This is a genomic window from Burkholderia sp. Ac-20349, from assembly GCF_017104865.1.
GTDB lineage: Bacteria > Pseudomonadota > Gammaproteobacteria > Burkholderiales > Burkholderiaceae > Burkholderia > Burkholderia aenigmatica.
The window spans coordinates 1-17,620 of the sequence record NZ_JAAGPM010000153.1 but is presented as its reverse complement, the minus strand read 5'-3'; the positions used below and the strand labels follow the sequence as shown (position 1 = coordinate 17,620).

The following is a 17,620-nucleotide window of genomic DNA, read 5'->3' as shown; positions in this document are numbered from 1 at the left end:
ATCGCGGCGGCCGCGACGACCGCGTACGTGCCGCACAGCGGGAAGCGCTCGCGCGCATGGTGGGCGATGCGCACGCCGTTCGACGTATCGAGTGCGGCGACGCCGAGCCGGCCGTTCGAGGCCTTCTTCATGCGCCGACTTCCGCCCCTGCACGCGCTGCAGATCTTCTCGACGGTGGCTCGCCACCGCAGCTTCACGCGCGCGGCCGAGCAGCTGTGCATCACGCAGGGCGCGGTGAGCCGGCAGATCCAGACGCTCGAGGCGCATTACGGTTTTCCGTTGTTCAAGCGGCATGCGAAGGGCCTCACGCTGACGGCGGAAGGCGAGCAGTTGCTGCCGGTCGTCAACGAGAGCTTCGCGCGGATCGACGATATTTCGATGAAGCTCACGCGGCAGCGCACCGATCTCGCGCTGAAGGTGCCGACCTGCGTGATGCGCTGGATGCTGCCGCGCATCATGCGCTTCCAGGGCGAGCATCCCGATCTTCATGTGCAGATCACGACGGCCTGGCAGCACGTCGTCGATTTCTCGACCGAGCCGTTCGACGCGGCGATCGTCTACGGCACGTCGCCGGGCCCCGGCGTGTTCGCGCTGCCGCTGTTCGACGAGCGGCTGACGCCCGTCTGCGCGCCCGAATTGCGGCAGACGTCGCCGCTCGACGCGGTCGGCGATCTTGCGCGTCATACGTTGCTGCATCCGACCCGCGACCATCGCGACTGGCGCGCCTGGCTCGATCACGCGGGCGAGCGCAGCGTCGATCCCGCGCGCGGGCCGACGTTCGACACGCTCGATCTCGCAACGAACGCCGCGATGCAGGGCTTTGGCGTCGCGATCGGCGACGTGACGCTCGTCGACGACGACGTCAGCGCACGTCGGCTCGAACGGCCGTTCGACATCGTGCTCGAAACGGGCGCACGCTACTTCTTCGTCTATCCCGAGAACATCGGCAACCAGCAGAAGATCCGCGCGTTCAGCGACTGGATCGCGCGCCATCGCGATTGACCGGCGAAGCGCGCACGTGCGCGAACCGGCGCGCGGCACCCGTTGGATGCCGCGCCAGCGGACGGCTTTACTGGTAGGTCACGACGGCGATCATTGGCGCCTGATTGTTGCCCGGACGGTTCGGTAAAACGATTGCGCGCGAGGCCTGAGTAAAGGTCGTGGTCTTGATGGCCTGCTGGCTCGCCGCGTCGACGAACGCGATCTGGCCGGTTGCCGGGCGCGGGCAGTCAGGCAGCACGTGCCCGCGGGCGAGGTCAGCGGTATCGAGCGCGAACGAGCAGGGCGGCTCGACGATCATGCCGGAGAAATGGATGATGCCGGACGCGCCGGCGGCAAAGGATGAGGAAGTGGCCAGAAGCGAGGCAGCCAGGGCGAACGAGGCGGCGATATGGCGATGCTTCATGACAGGCTCCAGAGAGGAAGCGCGTCGCAGCGGGGCCGCTCGGGTGGCAGTCCGTCAACGCTGCGATGCTGAGTGCGTAAACGGCAAATCCATCGAAACTCTTGAGTGGAAAATTTACAAATTCGGGATATGCGCAAACGATTCCGTATTGATGAATTCAATCTATGCCTGATTTGTGAGATATCAAATCAGGGTAATGCCGATGGTGTATGCCCAACCGGAGCGCGGATGTCCGATACCGGTCGTCATGACAGGTCGTTGCGAAGTCAACGAGTTTACGGATCGTGGAAGCGGTGCGCGGGTGAATGTCGGCGTACCAAAAGAAAACGGCCGCTCGTTTCCGAGCGGCCGTTTTGCGTTGGAGCCGAAGGGGCGCCGTTCAGTTCATGCGCTTGCGTACCGCGCCGACGATCACGAGCAGCACGATCGCGCCGACGATCGACGCGATCCAGCCCGCGCCCTGGCCCGGCGCGTACCAGCCGGCGGCGCGGCCGACGTAGCCGGCGAACAGCGAGCCGACGATGCCGAGTACGGTCGTCATCAGGATGCCCATTTTGTCGTCGCCGGGCTTGAGCGCGCGGGCGAGGAGGCCGACGATGAGCCCGACGACCAGGGTTTCGATGAAGTGCAGCATGAACGCCTCCCTATTGCGGTTGAGCTGTTGACGAAACGGTGTTGACCCGTACGGCGCACAAGGGTTCCATGCGGCGGCAGAGGCACGGGGCGGGGCGCGCCGAGTATCGCACGCAGGCGCGTCGCGCAGATGTCACGCCGCCGGCGCGCCCGCCACCGGGTCGAGACGACGGTAGCCTTCGGTCGCGTGCAGCAGCGTGCGCGTGTAGTCGCGCGCCACCTGCCCGGCGCGCACGTCCTCGATCCGGAGCTGCTCGACGATCTCGCCATGCTGCATCACCGCGATGCGCTGGCACAGAAAGCCGATCACCGCGAGATTGTGGCTGACGAGGATCATCGTCAGGTTGCGTTCGCGATGCAGGCGGCGCAGCAGGTTCAGGATCTCGGCCTGCACCGACACGTCGAGCGCGGACGTCGGCTCGTCGAGCAGCAGCACGCGCGGTTCGACGATCAGCGCGCGCGCGATCGCGACGCGCTGGCGCTGGCCGCCCGACAGCTGGTGCGGATAGCGGAACCGGAACGCGGGGCCGAGGCCGACTTCGGACAGTGCGCGGGCGATGCGCGCATCGGTGTCGCCGATGCCATGGATCGACAGCGGCTCGCGCAGCGTCTGGTCGACCGTGAAGCGCGGATGCAGCGACGCGTAGGGATCCTGGAACACCATCTGCACGTGACGGCGGAACGCCCGATCGGGCGTGCCGCCCACCGGCCGGCCGTCGATCGACAGGCTGCCGGACGCGAGCGGCACGAGCCCCGTCAGCGCGCGCAGCAGCGTCGACTTGCCGGAGCCCGATTCGCCGACGAGCCCGAACACCTCGCCGTTGCGCACCGCGAAGCTCGCGTCGCGCACGGCGTCGACGTGACCGGTGCGGGTCGGGAAACGGATCGATGCGTGATCGACGTCGATCATCGTGCGGCCTCCTGTCGATCGGCGGGCGTGCCGGCGTGCGACGCGGGATCGAGCCACGCCGGATCGCGCCGCAGCACGGGCAGTTCGTCCGGCGGGTTCGCGAGCGGCGGGTTCGCGGCGAGCAGCCCGCGGGTATACGGATGGGATGCGTTGCGCAGGTCGCGCGCGGCGCAGGTTTCGACCACGCGGCCGGCGTACATCACCGCGACGCGATCGCAGAACGACATCACGAGCGGCAGGTCGTGGCTGATGAACATCAGGCCCGTGTTGTGCCGCGCGATCATCGCGTCGAGCACCGCGAGCACCTGCATCGACACAGCGACGTCGAGTGCGGAGGTCGGCTCGTCGGCGATCAGCAGGCGCGGGCCGGTCGACACCATCATCGCGATCATCACGCGCTGGCCCATGCCGCCCGACAGCTCGTGCGGATACGCATCGGCCACGCGCGCCGGGTCGCGGATCTGTACGGCCGACAGCGCATCAATGATCCGTTCGCGCAGCGCGCGGCCGCGCAGGCCCCGTTCGCGCAGCCGGAACGCTTCGCCCATCTGCTTCGCGACCGTCATCACCGGGTTCAGCGAATATTTCGGGTCCTGCAGGATCATGCCCATCTGGCTGCCGCACAGGCGCCGGCGCTCGCCCGGCGACATCGCGAGCAGGTCCTGGCCCGCGAAGCGCATCGTGCGTGCCGACCAGCGCGCGGCGTCGGGCAGCAGGCCGAGCAGCGCGCGGCCCGTCAGCGATTTGCCGGAGCCCGATTCGCCGACGATGCCGAGCCGCTCGCCGGGGGCGAGGGTCAGCGACAGGTCGCGCACGGCATCGGTGACGGTGCCGTCGTGCCCGCGAAAGCCGATTTTCAGGCCGTCGATTTCGCAGAGCGGCGCGGGCGAGGGGGCGGAATTCAGGGGCATGTCACGCTCCATGACGCGGATCGAAGACGTCGCGCAGCCCGTCGCCGAGCAGGTTGAACGCGAGGCTCACGAGCAGGATCGCGCAGCCGGGCAGCGTGGCGACCCACCACGCGTCGAGCAGCACGTTGCGGCCCGACGCGACCATGAAGCCCCACTCGGGGCTCGGCGGTTGCGCGCCGAGGCCGAGGAAGCCGAGGCCCGCGACGGTCAGGATGATGCCGGCCATGTCGAGCGTCGCGCGCACGATCACCGACGACATGCACATCGGCACGATGTAGCGCAGCAGGATGCGCGGGCCGGACGCGCCCTGCAGCCGCGCGGCGTGGATGTAGTCGGCCTGGGCGATGCGGATCGTCTCGGCGCGCGCGAGCCGCGCATACGCGGGCCACGCGGTGATCGAGATCGCGACGACCGCATTGATCACGCCGGGCCCGAGCGCGGCCGCGAACGCAAGCGCAAGGACGATCTTCGGGAACGCGAGCGCGACGTCGGTGACGCGCATCAGCGCGCTGTCGACGAAGCCGCCACAATAGCCGGCCGTCGTGCCGATGAGCAGGCCGATCGGCACGACGATCACGACGACGAGCAGCGCGATGCCGAGCGTGAGGCGCGAACCGGCGATCAGTCGCGAGAGGATGTCGCGGCCGAGCTGGTCGGTGCCGAACCAGTGCGACGGCGAGCCGGGCGGCAGCAGGCGGTCGGACAGCACCTGGCGCAACGGATCGTGCGGCATGATCAGCGGGCTGACGATCGCGACGACGATCAGCGCGACGAGGATCGCGAGCCCGAACAGGTTGAGCGGGTTGGTGGCGAACCGGCGCCAGCGTCGGTACGCAAGACCGAGCGCGGCCTGCGAGCGCGACGCGGGCGCGTCGGACAGCAGCCATGCGCGCAGCGTAAGTCGCTCGGCGTTCATGATTGGAAGACCTTCGGCATGGGCGATGAAAGAAGCGGGGGGGAGGCGGTCATGTCGTGGCGGCCCTCAGCGCGCACGCGGATCGAACACGCGGTACAACGCGTCGGTCAGCAGGTTGACGGTGATGAACATCGCGCCGATCACGAGCGTCGCGCCGAGCACCGCGTTCATGTCGGCGTTCAGCAGCGCGCCGGTCAGGTACGAGCCGAGCCCCGGCCACGCGAACACGATCTCGGTCAGCACCGAGCCTTCGAGCAGGTTGCTGTACGTGAGCGCGATCACGGTGAGCAGCGGCACCATGATGTTGCCGAACGCGTGCCGCCAGATCACGCGTCGTTCCGACAACCCCTTCGCGCGCGCGGTGACGATGTATTCCTGGCTCAGCTGGTCGAGCATGAACGAGCGCGTCATGCGGCTCAGGTAGGCGACGGAGTAGTAGCCGAGGATCGTGGCCGGCAGCGCGATGTGCGACACCGCGTTGCGGAACACGTCCCACTCGCCCGCGAGCGCCGCGTCGATCAGCAGGCTGCCGGTGCGTGTGTCGACCATCCCGTCGTACACGGGATCGAGCCGGCCGGGCCCGCCGACCCAGTGCAGCCGTGCGTAGAACAGCAGCAGCCCCATCAGCCCGAGCCAGAACAGCGGCACCGAATTGCCGATCAGCCCGACGAAGCGCGCGATGTGGTCGATCGGCCGGTTGTGCTTCACGGCGGCCGCGACGCCGAGCGGCACGCCGATCGCGATGCCGATCAGCGTCGCGATCGTCGCCAGTTCGAGCGTGGCCGGGAACACGCGCTTGATATCGTCGAGCACCGGGTTCGCGGTCAGCAGCGACATGCCGAGATTGCCGTGCAGCACGTCGCGCGCATAGATCAGGAATTGCGTGACGAGCGGCTTGTCGAGCCCGAGCGCGATGCGTTCGGCCGCGTACGCCTCGGCCGACGCGCGATCGCCGAGGATCGCGAGCACGGGATCGATCGGCACCTTGCGGCCGATCACGAACGTCAGCGCGAGCAGCCCCGCGAACGTGACGGCGAGCGTGAGCGCCCAGCGCAGCACGCGCAGGGCCCAGCGCACGGCCGGGCGCCGCGCGGGCAGCGTGCGCAGTGCTTCGAGGGAGGAGACGGGAGTCGACATGCGGCGAATCTTATTGCTTCTTCAGGTTGCGGTACGACACGAGATCGTTGATCGGCCCGACTTCGAGCCCGCTCACGCCGGGCCGCGTCGCGACCTGCGCGACTTTCTCGAACATGATCACGAACGGCGAGCGCGCGAGCATTTCCTTCTGCATCGCCTGATACCGTTGCGCGCGTTTCGCGGCGGTCGGTTCGGCGAGCGCGGTGTCGGTTTCCTTCGTCAGTTGCGGGATGTCCCAGCTGTTGCGCCAGGCCAGCATTTTATAGCTCGACTTGTCGGAATTGTCGGGGTTCCACGCAAAACCCTGCGCGTTGCTGTGCGGATCGATGTAGTCGGCCGACCATTCGCCGATGTAGATGTCGTGCTGGCGCGCGCGGTATTTCGCGAGCGTCTGCTTGTTGTCGCCGGGGATCAGCTGCACCTTGATGCCCGCCTGCGCGAAGTTTGCCTGCACGGCCTGCGCGATCTCGGTGTACGGATAGTCGTTACGCACGTCCATCGTCACCGAAAAGCCGTTCGGCACGCCGGCCTTCGCGAGCAGCGCCTTCGCCTTCGCGATGTCGAGCTTGTACGGGTTCGCGTTCAGCGTGCCGAGGAAGCCTTCGGGCAGGAAGGTCTGGTGCACCTTGTAGGTCGTCTTCACCACGTTGCCCTGGATGCCCGCATAGTCGACGAGCCACTTCAGCGCTTCCTGCACGTCGGGTTTCGCGAGCGTCGGGTTCTTCGTGTTCAGGCCGAGATACAGCAGCGTCGCCTGCGGCGAGGCCGACACCTTCGCCTTGCCGGACTTCACGACCGACGCGAGATCGTCGGGGCTCAGGTCGCGCGCCGCGTCGACATCGCCGTTTTCCAGCAGCAGGCGCTGGCTCGCGGCTTCGGGCACGTGGCGCAGCACGATGCGCTTCATCGCGAGCGGCAGCCGGTAGCCGTCGAAGCGCTGCAGCACGAGGCTGTCGCCGGCCGTCCACTTGACCAGCTTGTATGCGCCGGAGCCGGCCTCGTTGGTCTTCAGCCATGCGTTGCCGAAGTCGTTGCCTTGCTGATGCGACAGCAGCAGCTTCTTGTCGAGCACCGACGCGGGCCAGGAGCCGAGCACGTTCAATACGAAGGTCGGCGCGTACTTCTGGTCGGTCGTGACCGACACCGTCAGGTCGTCGAGCTTCTTCACGTTGGCGACGACGTTTGCCTTCGTCAGCCCGATCCCGGTGAGCACGGCGGCCGGGCCCTTGTCGAGCAGCACCGCGCGCTGGATCGACCAGGCGACGTCGTCGGCGCTCAGCGGGTTGCCCGAGTGGAACTTCAGGCCGGGGCGCAGCTTGAACGTGTAGGTCAGCCCGTCAGTGCTCACCGTCCACGATTGAGCGACGTCGCCGTTGAATTTCGACGGATCGCGCAGGTCGACGCGCACGAGCCGGTCGTACGTGTTCGCGACGTATTCCTCCGGCACCAGCTCGTAGATCTCGCCCGGATCCAGCGTCGTGAATTCGTCGAGCAGCGTGGCCATCACGAACATGTCCTTCGGCGTTTCCGCGCGTGCAGCGGAAAGCGGAACGGCGGCGAGAACGGACGCGGCGGCCAGCGCCGCGACGAGCCGGGATGTCAGGAAATTCATGAGCGCTCCATCGGTTGTCGAACGTGAACGAGAAGGGGGACGTGCATCACATCAGGTGCCACGGGCCGCTGTCGGCGTTGTCGATCTGCGGCAGCGCGCGCGAGCCCGGCAATTCGTAGTGCCACCACTCGCTGTCGATGTGCGCGAAGCCGGCCGCGTGCATGACGCCGAGCAGCAGCAGGCGGTTGCGCTGCACGGTTTCGGGCAGCCCCGCGTGGAAGTGGCCCGATGCGGCGACCATCTCGTCGAAGCCGGTGCCCATGTCGAGCGGCTCGCCGTCCGCGCCGACGAGCGTCAGGTCGAGCGCGGTGCCGCGGCTGTGATTCGAGCCGCGGCCGAGGTCGGCGATGAAGTTCGGATCGGGCAGGAAGTCCCACAGCACCTGCTGAGCCTGCGGCGGCCGGTACGCGTCGTAGATCCGCAGCGTGAAGCCGGCTTGTGCCGCGACGTCCACCGCGCGGCGCAGTGCGGCTTCGGCCGGCTCCAGCAGCAGGCAGTGCGCTGCGCGGTAGATCGGCTTGCCGGTCAGGTTGCGATCGGTCGCGTAGACCAGATCGATGTCGACGCGATGCGTGGCGGGCGTGATTTCAACGAGGCGGTGCGTGTTCATCGGCGGTTCGGAAGGCCCTCGCATTCAGGATTCGAATTGATCGAACGTGTGCTGCAGTTCGCGGTTGCGCGCGACGCGCCGGTCGATCGCGGGGCCGAGGCGGTCGACCACGGCCGTGATCAGCAGGTTGAACAGGCAGGTGAGCGGCGCGAGCGAATCCCAGAACTGGCCGACGTCGGTCTTCACCTGCAGCAGGTCGGCCGGCCAGTCGCGTGCCCACGGGCACGAGAGATCGGTGACCAGCGCGAACGGCTGCCCGCGCTCGGCGGCCGCCTGGCAATAGCGGCGCGCGCTGCGCGAATACGCGCGCGTGTCGGTGACGATGCAGTACGGCCGCTCGAATTCGGAGTTCAGTGAATCGACGTACGAGCCCGACTGGCCGTCCGAATAGAACACGCGCGGGCGCAGGTATTCGAGGTAGCTGCTGAACGCGTTGCTGATCCCGCGCGTCGACTGGATGCCGAGGATGAACACGGCGTCCGCATGCGCGATCCGGTCGGCCACCTGTGCGAACACCGGGCCTTCGGCGAGCCGGTACACGTGACGGATTGCATCGAGCTCGCGCTCGAGCGACGACGCGAGCGGGCCTTCATTGCCGTTGCCATGGGGGTCGGCCGGTTGTGTGCCCGCGACGCGGCGGTATTCGTCGAGCCGGTCGGTGATCATCCACGGGCGGTCGCCGCCGCCGCGCAGCTCGCGCTTCAGGTCGTCGAGATTGCGATAGCCGACGCTGCGCAGGAACCGCCCGACCGAGATGCCGCTGGTGCCGGCCTGCTGCGCGATCTGGTCGGCCGTCTCGAGCCCGAGCCGGTCGAGATTCGCGAGCATGTAGCTCGCGATGCGCTTGGCGGTCGGCGTCAGCTCGGCGTAGCGGGATTCGACGGTATGGGCGAACGCGCAGGTCATCGGCTGTTAGATCATTGTCGTCTGATGATCGAATGTCATCCATCTAACAAAGCCAAAATCATTCGCGCCAGCGGATAAAAACTATGGTGTGAGGATCGGTGATAGGGTCGGGAGCGTGGTGGGTGGCTGGGAGGGGCAGGCGAGCAGGCTGGAGAATTATTCCTGTCACGCATATTTTGCGTTTATGCCTGTCAGGAATATGCTGCGTTTATTGCCTACAGGAATCCACGCCGTGAATTTCATCGTCAATACACCCGCGCAACTGGGAGAGATCCTGTCGTCCGCGCGCCAGGCCAAGGGGCTGACACAAGCCGAAGCGGCGGTGCGGATCGGCGTGGGCCAGCCGCGTATTTCGTCGCTCGAATCCACACGTACCGAAAGCCTGTCTCTCAGTCAGTTGCTCGAACTGACCGCGCTGTACGGTCTCGAGCTCTGCATCCGCACGAAGGACGAGCGCGAAGCAGCCGAAGTCGAGTGGTAAGCGATGGGACGCAAATCGCACACTCGCGCGTTGTCGATCTGGCCGGTCGAAGGCGACGGTCGTGATCGTCGGGTTGAATGCGTCCGTGGTGTGGGCGGCCTTCAACTGAACGGCCGCCCGCCGGCAGCCTACTGCTGCATGTCCGGTGCCTCGCGCAGCCGCCAGATCGCGTTGCATTGCTGGCCGCCAAGGCTCGTCGAGCGCAGCGTGATGACGGTGCCGGCCACGATCCGATACGAGAAATGCGCCATCAGCTCGGTACCCTTGCGCTGCGCCTGCCCGTCGACCAGCACTTCGCACAGCAGCGGCGACGGCGAGCCGGACGGGTGCGTGACGTAGACGTTCAGCCGCGCGATATCGCGTGACGCGGTGAACACGATCTCGTGGTTCCCGCTGCCGATCAGCATCGTGCCGCCGGGCTCGTCGATCGCCTGCAGGTAGGCGCCCGCGCTTCCCTCGATCGCGGCGGACGCGACGGTCAGCCCGGCCGAGCGCACGTAGTCGGTCGCCGCGATGCGCGCCGCGACCGCGTCGGACGGTGCCGGCGTGCCGTCCGACAGCGCGAACGGCGTGCCGTCCGACAGCGCGAACGGCGCGCCGTCGCGCAGCGCGGCGTCGGTGCGGTTCGCGTAGTAGCGCCACCGGTCGAAGAAGCGGATGTCGCCGGTCATGTGCAACGCACGGATCGGCTCGTCGCGATACCGGAGCGTCGTCGTGCCGTTGCTCCCGTCGAACGCTTCGTGAATGCCGTACTTGCTGACGAAGTTCTGGACCGGATCGAGCAGCGCCGTTTCGCCTTGTGCGCCCCACAGGTGCAGGAACGTCGTATCGATCCCGAAGCAATCCTGGAAATCGGTGCCGATGCGGGCGATGCAGTCGCGCAGATGGCTGGCGTAGCGCGCCCACGCGTCGGCAGTTCCGGCAACGAGCCCGGCCTGCAATGCGCCGCCGTGGCGCGCGGAGACCTCGTCGACGACGAGCCGCCAGTGATGATCGCGCCGCTCGCCGATCAGCGGCGCGACGACGAACGTGCAGAACAGCGGGTCGGGGCACGCGTGGATCCGGTCGTCGCCGATCTGCGAGAACAGGTCGAACCCCGGCGCGCAGAACCAGATGTCGGCGTCGTACAGCGCGAGCTTGCGGATCTGCGGGTTGCGTGCGCAATACTCGGCGGCCTCGATGAAGCGGCCGACCGGCAGCGCATGCGCGCTCGACGCGTCGATCACGTCGACCGACTGGCTCGCCAGGATCTGCCGCTTGCGTTCGGAGAGGCCGTAGCCGATCACCGCGATCCGGCCGTCGTAGCCGGTGTGCCGCAGCGACAGCAGGAACGGCACGAGCATTTCATACCATGCGCGGTTGTTGTCGTTGATCGCCACGCAGACCGCGTGCTCGCTCGTATGCATGTGTTCTCCCCGTGGTGCGCGCGCCCGGTAGCCGGCGCGGCGCGCGTGCTGCGTATCTGAAACTGCCTGCTGTCGTGCAGCCGCCGGAACACGGCTTGTCGATGGCGGACGCGGTCATGTCGTGCGGCACGATCATCCTGCGTGACGACGGGCCGAACCGGTTCGCTGGCCGCTCATTGTAGATCGCGGCCGCCGCACGGCCTGGCGCCGGCGCGGCGGGCCGCGGCGATTGCCCGCGTGCCGGTATGCCCGGCCGCGCGGGCAGCCGCCATTACTTCGCGAGCGTGCGGTATGACACGAGGTCGTTGATCGGCCCGATTTCCGGCCCGGTCACGCCGGGGCGCGTCGCGACCTGCACGACCTTCTCGAACATGATGATGAACGGCGAGTTCGCGAGCACGGCCTTCTGCAGCGCGTCGTAACGCTGCGCGCGCTTCGCGGGCGACGGCTCGACGAGCGCGGCCTCGGTGTCCTTCGTCAGTTGCGGGATGTCCCAGCTGTTGCGCCACGCGAGCATCTTCGTCGGCGACTGGTCGGAGTTGTCCGGATTCCACGCGAAGCCGCGCGCATTGCTGTTCGGGTCCATGTAGTCGGGCGACCATTCGCCGACGAAAATGTCGTGCTGGCGCGCGCGATACTTGCCGATCGCCTGCTTCGCATCGCCCGGAATCAGCTTCACGCGGATGCCGCCCTGCGCGAAGTTCGCCTGCAGTGCCTGCGCGATCTCGAGGTACGGATAGTCGTTCGGCATGTCCATCGTCACGTCGAAGCCGTTCGGCAAGCCGGCCTTGGCGAGCAGCGCCTTCGCCTTCGCGACGTCCTGCTTGTACGGCCGCGCGTTCGACGCGCCGAGGAAGCCTTCGGGCAGGAAGGTTTCATGCACCTTGTAGGTCGTGCTGACGATGTTGCGCTGGATGCCGTCATAGTCGACGAGCCATTTCATCGCCTGCTGCACCTCGGGTTTCGCGAGGTTCGGGTTCTTCGTGTTCAGGCTCAGGTACAGCAGTGCGGACACCGGCCACGACGCGACCTTGATCTTGCCGGCCTTCGTCAGCGCGGCGAGGCTGTCAGGGCTCAGGTTGCGCGCGGCGTCGGCGTCGCCGTTCTCCAGCAGCAGCCGTTGCGCGGACGCTTCGGGCACGTGACGCAGCACGATGCGCTTCATCGGGTACGGCGTGCGGTACTTGTCGAAACGCTGCAGCACGATGCTCTCGTTGGGCGTCCACTTGACGAGCTGGTACGGGCCCGAGCCCGCGTCGTTGGTGCGGAGCCAGCCGCTGCCGAAATCGTTGCCCTGCTGGTGCGACAGCAGCAGCTTCTTGTCGAAGACCGATGCCGGGCAGGCGCTCAGCACGTTGAGCACGAAGCTCGGTGCGTACTTGCGGTCGGTTTCGAGCACGACGGTCTGCGGATCGACCACGCGCACCTTCTGCGTCACGTTCGCCTTCGTGAGACCGAGATCGGCGAGCACGCCGGCCGGCCCCTTGTCGAGCAGGATGGTGCGCTGCAGCGACCACGCGACGTCGTCGGCGGTCACCGGGTTGCCGGAATGGAACGTGAGGCCGGGGCGCAGCTTGAACGTGTAGGTCACGCCGTCGGCGCCGACCGTCCACGATTGCGCGATCTGTCCGTCGAAGCGCGTCGGGTCCTTCAGGTCGACGCGCACCAGACGTTCGTAGGTGTTCGCGACGTACTCGGACGGCACCAGCTCGTAGATCCCGCTCGGGTCGAGGGTCGTGAATTCGCCGAGTTGCGTGGCGACGACGAAGATGCCGGGCGGCGTGGCCGCCTGTGCCGGCAGCGCCGGAACAAGTGCGACGAGCGCGGCGCTGACGAACAGGCGGGACAGCAGGTGCTTCATGCGGGCTCCGTGGAAAGGGAATCGTGGGTGCGATTCTCTCATCGACGGCCGCCCGGATGAAATTATTCGGCGTGCGCGCCGGCGGGGTGGCGCGCAGCAGCGAGCCGGGCGGGCGCCCGGCATCGGCAGGTTCGGATCAGATCGCGCAGCGCGCGACCGCGAAGCGCATCGCTTCCTCGGCCGGCTCGTTGCCCGAGCCGCGCACGACCTTGATGACCGAACCGTTGCCCGACGGCGTCAGCGTGACGAAGTACGAGTTCGAGCCGACGGCGATATCGGTCACGCCGTTGTGCTGCGATTGCTCGGTGCCCGACAGGCGGCTGTCGAGGCAGTTGGCGATCGCGTAGGCCGGACGTTGCGACGACACGTAGATCATCGGCGCTGCGCCGGATGACGAGGCCGAGTCGGACGAGGGAGCGGAACCGCAGGCGGCGAGCAGGGCGGCGGGAAGGAGTAGCAGGAATCGTTTCATGATGGGTCGTCGTGTGTCTCGTATCGAGGCTGGGGCGCGGGGTAGGCGAAACGCGAAGCTTCGCGACGAAACCGCCCGGAATCGGGCCGTTGATGACGGACGACGATGCGACAGGCGGCTGACGGTCGAGTATACCCGCAGCATTTGACGGCGTTGGCGCGTTGAAACGATTCGATACACAACAAGCACCCGCTACCGCATGGCGGCAGCGGGCGTTTCAAGTGATGGCGAATGGGCACTTGCCGGTGGTGTCGATCTTATTGGCCGATCTGGTGGCTGACCGCATTTTCCTGCTGGTTCAGCACGTGCTTTTCGCTCTTCGTGATGTGGCTGCGATCCTGCCCAGCCATGTCCCGCTCTTCCTGGCGGATCTTGCGGTCGTCACGGTGCAGGCGCGCGGCCTGTGCGTGCGACATCTCGCCTTCCTTCACTTCGTGATGGATCCGGCGATTCTGGTTTGCGAGGCGCTGGTTGACTTCTTCGCGGCGCGGATGCGCCTGCTGCCACGGCGTGTCGGCGAACGCGGTGCCGGTCAGCACCGACATCAGGGTGGCGGCAATCGCGAGATGGCGGGTAAGGGCTCGCATGGGGTTTTCTCCTGTCGTTGCGCGTCCGGATCGTGGGCGCTTGAGGAAAAAACGCGGAGCGGGCACCGCCTGTTGACGTTTCGGCCTGTATCGATTGCAAGTCTTTATTACGTCCGCGCGATTCGACGCGGGCCCCGGTGTGCGTGGCGCGGGGCCCGACCGTCGCGCATGCGAATCAATGCGCGCCGGCTGCCGCCGCATCGGCATCGCCGCCGCCCGAGCGCACCGGTTTCGTGATCCAGATGAGCGGAATGATCGCGATGAAGATGATCGCCGACACGTAGAAGATGTCGTTCAACCCCATCACGGCCGCCTGCGAATCGACCGATGCGTTGAAGAACGCGAGCGCCGAATCGGGGCTCAGGTGCAGCAGCGAACGCGTCGTGTCGACCTGCTGCGTGAAGCCCGGGTTGGTGACGCTCGCCTGTTCGGTGAGCCGCACGTGATGCAGGATCGTGCGGTCGTTCCATGCGTTGCTGATCAGCGACGTGCCCACCGCGCCGCAGAACGTGCGGCCGAAATTCGACAGGCCGGCGGCGGCCGGGATCTTTTCCGGGGGCAGCCCGGACAGGATGATCGACGTCAGCGGCACGAAGAACATCGCCATCGGGATGCCCTGCAGCAGCGTCGGCAAAATGAGATCCCAGCGCGACACGTCGGTATAGAAGGTCGTGCGCATCATGAAGACGACCGCGAAGCCGACGAACGCGAGCGTCGCGATGTAGCGCGGATCGGTGCGCGGCAGCAGGCGTCCCATGACCGGCGTGAGCAGGATCGCGAACACGCCGAGCGGCGCGGTGGCGAGCCCGGAATCGACCGCGCGGTAGCCGAGATAGCCCTGCATCCACTGCGGCAGCAGCACCAGCGTGCCGAAGAACATCCCGTACGCGACCGAGATCGCGATCGTACCGCCCGCGAAATTGCGCTGCGTGAACAGGCGCAGGTCGACGATCGGGTTGGCCTCGTGAAGCTCCCACACGAGAAAGAACGCGAAGCCGATCAGCGCGACGATGCCGAGCGCGACGACGATGGGCGAGTTGAACCAGTCGAGATCCTTGCCCTTGTCGAGCATGATCTGCAGCGATGCGACCCACAGCACGAGCAGCAACAGGCCGACCGAATCGATCGGCATGCGTTTCGTGGCCGATTCACGGTCGCGGAACACGATCCACGTGACCGCGGCCGCGAAGAAGCCGACCGGAATGTTGATGTAGAAGATCCACGACCAGTTGTAGTCGTACGTAATCCAGCCGCCGAGCGATGGCCCCGCGATCGGCCCGACGAGCGCCGTCATCGACCACAGCGCCAGCGCGCTCGACGATTTCTGCCGCGGCCATGCGCCGAGCAGCAGCGCTTGCGACAGCGGCGCGAGCGGCCCCGCGACCGCGCCCTGCAGGATCCGCGCGGCGAGCAGCGTCGGCAGGTTCGGCGCGATCCCGCACAGCCACGACGCGAACACGAACAACAGGATCGACGTGACGAACAGGCGCACCTGGCCGAAGCGCTGCGTGAGCCAGCCCGTCAACGGAATCGACACGGCGTTCGCGGCCGCGAAGATCGTGATCACCCACGTGCCTTCGTCGACCGACACGCCGAGGTCGCCCGAGATCGTCGGAATGGCGACGTTCGCGATCGACGAGTCGAGCACGTTCATGAACATCGCGAGCGATACCGCGATCGTGCCGATCGCGAGGCGGCCGCCCGACAGCGGGGCGGGAGATGACGGAGTGGACATGGGGTTTCCTGCGTAACGTGCGGAACGGATGCGGCCCGTTGCGGCGGGCACGCGCGGCCGCGCACGCGCGCGAAAGAAACGCAGGCGCGGTGCGGCGGCTGAACGGAAGGGGGCACGGTGCGTGCGACGCGGCCCGTTACACGGGGCCGGCGCGTGCGACGTGCGGCTCGATCGAATGCGCGAAGCCGTGGCGGGCTTCGGGAGGCAGGAGGCTGCCGGTCAGGAAGGCGGGACGCGCGTGACGCGCCTGCGGGCAGCGGTCAGGCGGCTGACGTCGCGTGTGGAGTCGTTGTGCATCGCGACAGGCTAACGATGTGGCGAGCCGCCATCAACACGCGCCGGCTCACTAATCGATTTCGCGGGGCGCAATAATCGGTGTGCGAACCGTGCCGGTTACAGGGCGGTTCGCCATGCGGTGAACACTTCCGCGAGGAAATCGACGAACGCGCGCACCTTGCTGTCGAGTGTCGCGCGCCGCGGGTACAGCACGTGCAGCTCGACGTCGTCGGCGCGGTGCCAGTCGGGCAGCACGATTTCGAGTTCGTTTCGTTCGAGCCGGCGGGCCGTGTAGTGCGTCGAGACCAGCGCGATGCCGCCGCCGCTCGCGGCCTGGCGCAGCACCGTCACCGATTCGTTGGTGATCAGCACCGGCCGCACCGGCACGTCGGCCACGTCGCCGGCCGCATTGGTGAGCCGCAGCGTCAGGCCGGGCGCGTCGCGACCGACGAGCAGCAGGTCGTGCTGCGCGAGGTCCTGCGGCGTGGCGGGCCGGCCCGCGCGGTCGAGATAGGCGGGGCTCGCGGCGAGCTTCGCCTGCGACCAGCCGAGCGAGCGCGCGATGTAGCTGGAGTCGGTCAGCACGCCCGCGCGCAGCGCCACGTCGAAGCCGTGCTCGACGAGATCGAGCGGGTTGTTGTCGTAGATCAGCACGAGCTGGACCAGCGGATAGCGCCGGCGAAACTCGGCAAGCGTCGGCTCCAGTTCGAACAGGCCGATCGAGTAGGGCACCAGCACGCGCAGCGTGCCCTCCGGCGCCGTGCGCAGCGAGCGGGCCTGGCGATCCGCGTCGAGCAGGATGTCCTCGGCGCGCAGGCAGCGCTCGTAGTAGTCGCGTCCGGCCTCGGTGACGGATACGCGGCGCGTGGTCCGGTACAGCAGCTGGACGCCGAGCTCGTCCTCGAGCTGCTTGACCTTGCGGCTCACGCGGCTGAGCGGCATGTCGAGGTGCGTGGCGGCGGCGGTGAAATTGCCGCGCTCGACCACGCGCAGGAATATCCGGATGCTTTCGAAGTCCATATGGGGTGCTTCAGTGTTCGATCTGCGCGCATCTTACCTTTGCTGACCGGATCGTTTCATGAAGCAGCGATTATCCTGCCCGGTGCAATAACGCATCCCGTCCGCGCCTCTTAGTGGCGGCGGTGCGCCCCCGTATGCTCGCGGCATGAAATTCGCTTTCCCCAGCCTGCCGCCGCTCGCGGCCGTCCGCACTGCATTGCGCGACGCACGGCCCACGCTGCCGCCGGGCGCCCTCGGCTTCGCCTTGCGCAACACCGCCGCGTCGCTGCTGGCGCTCTACATTGCCTTCCGGATGAATCTCGACGACCCGAAATGGGCCGCGTCGACCGTGTGGATCGTCGCGCAGGGCAGCCGCGGCATGGGGCTGTCGAAGAGCCAGTACCGGATTCTCGGTACCGCGATCGGCGCGGCGGTCGCGCTGCTGCTGACCGGCGCGTTCGCGCAGACCCCGGAACTGTTCCTGCCGGCGCTCGCCGCGTGGATCGGCCTGTGCGCGGGCGTCGCGACCTTCCTGCGGAATTTCCGGGCGTATGCGGCCGTGCTCGCGGGCTATACGGCGGCGATCATCGCGATGGACGCCGTATCTGCCCCGCTGCACGCATTCGACATCGCTACCGCGCGCTTCCTTCTTCGCGGTGTCGAGCAGTTCGAACACGTTGAAGATGATCGTGTCGGACGGCTTCACGTAGCCCATCGCACGTGCATCGTGCGCGGACGCCGAGACCTTCGCCATCGCCGCGTT

The 17,620-nt window shown here is 67.3% G+C and carries 18 protein-coding genes and 1 pseudogene; 3 read left to right on the top strand and 16 right to left on the bottom strand.

Annotation, left to right across the window (positions count from 1 at the left end; all coding sequences use genetic code 11):
- A pseudogene (locus G3N61_RS39800) lies at nt 1-221 on the bottom strand (hypothetical protein); the annotation flags it as partial.
- On the opposite strand from G3N61_RS39800, the gene G3N61_RS32655 reads away from it, so the two are divergent.
- Nucleotides 130-1,002: a LysR substrate-binding domain-containing protein gene (locus G3N61_RS32655; RefSeq protein ID WP_043183883.1), complete on the top strand. Its 873-nt coding sequence runs from the start codon at nt 130-132 to the stop codon at nt 1,000-1,002. The pseudogene G3N61_RS39800 and the gene G3N61_RS32655 sit on opposite strands and share 92 nt — an antisense overlap.
- Nucleotides 1,003-1,069: 67 nt before the next feature.
- On the opposite strand, the gene G3N61_RS32650 is transcribed toward G3N61_RS32655, so the two are convergent.
- From G3N61_RS32650 to G3N61_RS32610, 9 genes are all read right to left on the bottom strand, one after another.
- The gene (locus tag G3N61_RS32650) at nt 1,070-1,405 is read right to left on the bottom strand and encodes a type 1 fimbrial protein (protein ID WP_043183882.1); all 336 of its coding nucleotides are present in this window, start codon (nt 1,403-1,405) and stop codon (nt 1,070-1,072) included.
- Between the two features lie 379 nt (nt 1,406-1,784).
- On the bottom strand, nt 1,785-2,039 hold the full coding sequence (locus G3N61_RS32645) for a GlsB/YeaQ/YmgE family stress response membrane protein (RefSeq protein ID WP_089452579.1): 255 nt from the start codon (nt 2,037-2,039) through the stop codon (nt 1,785-1,787).
- Between the two features lie 132 nt (nt 2,040-2,171).
- Nucleotides 2,172-2,948 (bottom strand): ABC transporter ATP-binding protein, encoded by a 777-nt coding sequence (locus G3N61_RS32640; RefSeq protein WP_089452580.1) that lies wholly within the window; start codon nt 2,946-2,948, stop codon nt 2,172-2,174.
- Nucleotides 2,945-3,859 carry an ABC transporter ATP-binding protein gene (locus tag G3N61_RS32635; RefSeq protein ID WP_205824461.1) on the bottom strand — a complete coding sequence of 305 codons (915 nt, stop codon included), beginning with the start codon at nt 3,857-3,859 and terminating at the stop codon, nt 2,945-2,947. Before G3N61_RS32635 ends, G3N61_RS32640 begins: the two co-directional genes overlap by 4 nt.
- A gap of 1 nt (nt 3,860) precedes the next feature.
- Nucleotides 3,861-4,775 (bottom strand): nickel transporter permease, encoded by a 915-nt coding sequence (gene nikC, locus G3N61_RS32630; RefSeq protein ID WP_205824460.1) that lies wholly within the window; start codon nt 4,773-4,775, stop codon nt 3,861-3,863.
- A gap of 66 nt (nt 4,776-4,841) precedes the next feature.
- Nucleotides 4,842-5,912, bottom strand: a complete 1,071-nt coding sequence (locus G3N61_RS32625) for an ABC transporter permease (protein WP_205824459.1) — start codon at nt 5,910-5,912, stop codon at nt 4,842-4,844.
- 10 nt (nt 5,913-5,922) lie between these two features.
- Nucleotides 5,923-7,524: an ABC transporter substrate-binding protein gene (locus G3N61_RS32620; protein WP_205824458.1), complete on the bottom strand. Its 1,602-nt coding sequence runs from the start codon at nt 7,522-7,524 to the stop codon at nt 5,923-5,925.
- Nucleotides 7,525-7,570: 46 nt separating this feature from the next.
- Nucleotides 7,571-8,134 carry a D-alanyl-D-alanine dipeptidase gene (ddpX, locus tag G3N61_RS32615; RefSeq protein WP_205824457.1) on the bottom strand — a complete coding sequence of 188 codons (564 nt, stop codon included), beginning with the start codon at nt 8,132-8,134 and terminating at the stop codon, nt 7,571-7,573.
- A gap of 24 nt (nt 8,135-8,158) precedes the next feature.
- Entirely contained in the window at nt 8,159-9,040 is an 882-nt protein-coding gene (locus G3N61_RS32610; RefSeq protein WP_205824456.1) for a MurR/RpiR family transcriptional regulator, read from the bottom strand.
- A gap of 232 nt (nt 9,041-9,272) precedes the next feature.
- On the opposite strand from G3N61_RS32610, the gene G3N61_RS32605 reads away from it, so the two are divergent.
- Nucleotides 9,273-9,521 (top strand): helix-turn-helix transcriptional regulator, encoded by a 249-nt coding sequence (locus G3N61_RS32605; RefSeq protein ID WP_043183871.1) that lies wholly within the window; start codon nt 9,273-9,275, stop codon nt 9,519-9,521.
- A 128-nt stretch (nt 9,522-9,649) separates the two neighbouring features.
- On the opposite strand, the gene G3N61_RS32600 is transcribed toward G3N61_RS32605, so the two are convergent.
- The 6 genes from G3N61_RS32600 to G3N61_RS32575 all read right to left on the bottom strand — a co-directional run bounded on the left by G3N61_RS32600 (nt 9,650) and on the right by G3N61_RS32575 (nt 16,878).
- Nucleotides 9,650-10,927 carry a hypothetical protein gene (locus tag G3N61_RS32600; RefSeq protein ID WP_205824455.1) on the bottom strand — a complete coding sequence of 426 codons (1,278 nt, stop codon included), beginning with the start codon at nt 10,925-10,927 and terminating at the stop codon, nt 9,650-9,652.
- Nucleotides 10,928-11,198: 271 nt separating this feature from the next.
- Nucleotides 11,199-12,788, bottom strand: a complete 1,590-nt coding sequence (locus G3N61_RS32595) for an ABC transporter substrate-binding protein (protein WP_043183867.1) — start codon at nt 12,786-12,788, stop codon at nt 11,199-11,201.
- A gap of 136 nt (nt 12,789-12,924) precedes the next feature.
- Nucleotides 12,925-13,260 carry a sugar ABC transporter ATPase gene (locus G3N61_RS32590; RefSeq protein WP_043183866.1) on the bottom strand — a complete coding sequence of 112 codons (336 nt, stop codon included), beginning with the start codon at nt 13,258-13,260 and terminating at the stop codon, nt 12,925-12,927.
- A 257-nt stretch (nt 13,261-13,517) separates the two neighbouring features.
- On the bottom strand, nt 13,518-13,847 hold the full coding sequence (locus tag G3N61_RS32585) for a hypothetical protein (protein WP_043183865.1): 330 nt from the start codon (nt 13,845-13,847) through the stop codon (nt 13,518-13,520).
- 175 nt (nt 13,848-14,022) lie between these two features.
- Nucleotides 14,023-15,582 (bottom strand): DHA2 family efflux MFS transporter permease subunit, encoded by a 1,560-nt coding sequence (locus G3N61_RS32580; RefSeq protein WP_205824454.1) that lies wholly within the window; start codon nt 15,580-15,582, stop codon nt 14,023-14,025.
- Nucleotides 15,583-15,975: 393 nt separating this feature from the next.
- Nucleotides 15,976-16,878, bottom strand: coding sequence for a LysR family transcriptional regulator (locus G3N61_RS32575; RefSeq protein ID WP_089452588.1), 903 nt, complete (start codon nt 16,876-16,878; stop codon nt 15,976-15,978).
- Nucleotides 16,879-17,023: 145 nt separating this feature from the next.
- On the opposite strand from G3N61_RS32575, the gene G3N61_RS32570 reads away from it, so the two are divergent.
- Nucleotides 17,024-17,620 (top strand): FUSC family protein (locus G3N61_RS32570; protein WP_346778601.1); only part of this gene is annotated, 597 nt, incomplete at its 3' end.

Coding starts and splice junctions, on each gene's coding strand:
- G3N61_RS32600 (WP_205824455.1), bottom strand. CDS start 10,927: ATGCATACGAGCGAGCACGCGGTCTGCGTGGCGATCAACGACAACAAC.
- G3N61_RS32590 (WP_043183866.1), bottom strand. CDS start 13,260: ATGAAACGATTCCTGCTACTCCTTCCCGCCGCCCTGCTCGCCGCCTGC.
- G3N61_RS32640 (WP_089452580.1), bottom strand. CDS start 2,948: ATGATCGACGTCGATCACGCATCGATCCGTTTCCCGACCCGCACCGGT.
- G3N61_RS32585 (WP_043183865.1), bottom strand. CDS start 13,847: ATGCGAGCCCTTACCCGCCATCTCGCGATTGCCGCCACCCTGATGTCG.
- G3N61_RS32650 (WP_043183882.1), bottom strand. CDS start 1,405: ATGAAGCATCGCCATATCGCCGCCTCGTTCGCCCTGGCTGCCTCGCTT.
- G3N61_RS32610 (WP_205824456.1), bottom strand. CDS start 9,040: ATGACCTGCGCGTTCGCCCATACCGTCGAATCCCGCTACGCCGAGCTG.
- G3N61_RS32645 (WP_089452579.1), bottom strand. CDS start 2,039: ATGCTGCACTTCATCGAAACCCTGGTCGTCGGGCTCATCGTCGGCCTC.
- G3N61_RS32635 (WP_205824461.1), bottom strand. CDS start 3,859: ATGCCCCTGAATTCCGCCCCCTCGCCCGCGCCGCTCTGCGAAATCGAC.
- G3N61_RS32655 (WP_043183883.1), top strand. CDS start 130: ATGCGCCGACTTCCGCCCCTGCACGCGCTGCAGATCTTCTCGACGGTG.
- G3N61_RS32625 (WP_205824459.1), bottom strand. CDS start 5,912: ATGTCGACTCCCGTCTCCTCCCTCGAAGCACTGCGCACGCTGCCCGCG.
- G3N61_RS32595 (WP_043183867.1), bottom strand. CDS start 12,788: ATGAAGCACCTGCTGTCCCGCCTGTTCGTCAGCGCCGCGCTCGTCGCA.
- nikC (WP_205824460.1), bottom strand. CDS start 4,775: ATGAACGCCGAGCGACTTACGCTGCGCGCATGGCTGCTGTCCGACGCG.
- ddpX (WP_205824457.1), bottom strand. CDS start 8,134: ATGAACACGCACCGCCTCGTTGAAATCACGCCCGCCACGCATCGCGTC.
- G3N61_RS32580 (WP_205824454.1), bottom strand. CDS start 15,582: ATGTCCACTCCGTCATCTCCCGCCCCGCTGTCGGGCGGCCGCCTCGCG.
- G3N61_RS32620 (WP_205824458.1), bottom strand. CDS start 7,524: ATGAATTTCCTGACATCCCGGCTCGTCGCGGCGCTGGCCGCCGCGTCC.
- G3N61_RS32575 (WP_089452588.1), bottom strand. CDS start 16,878: ATGGACTTCGAAAGCATCCGGATATTCCTGCGCGTGGTCGAGCGCGGC.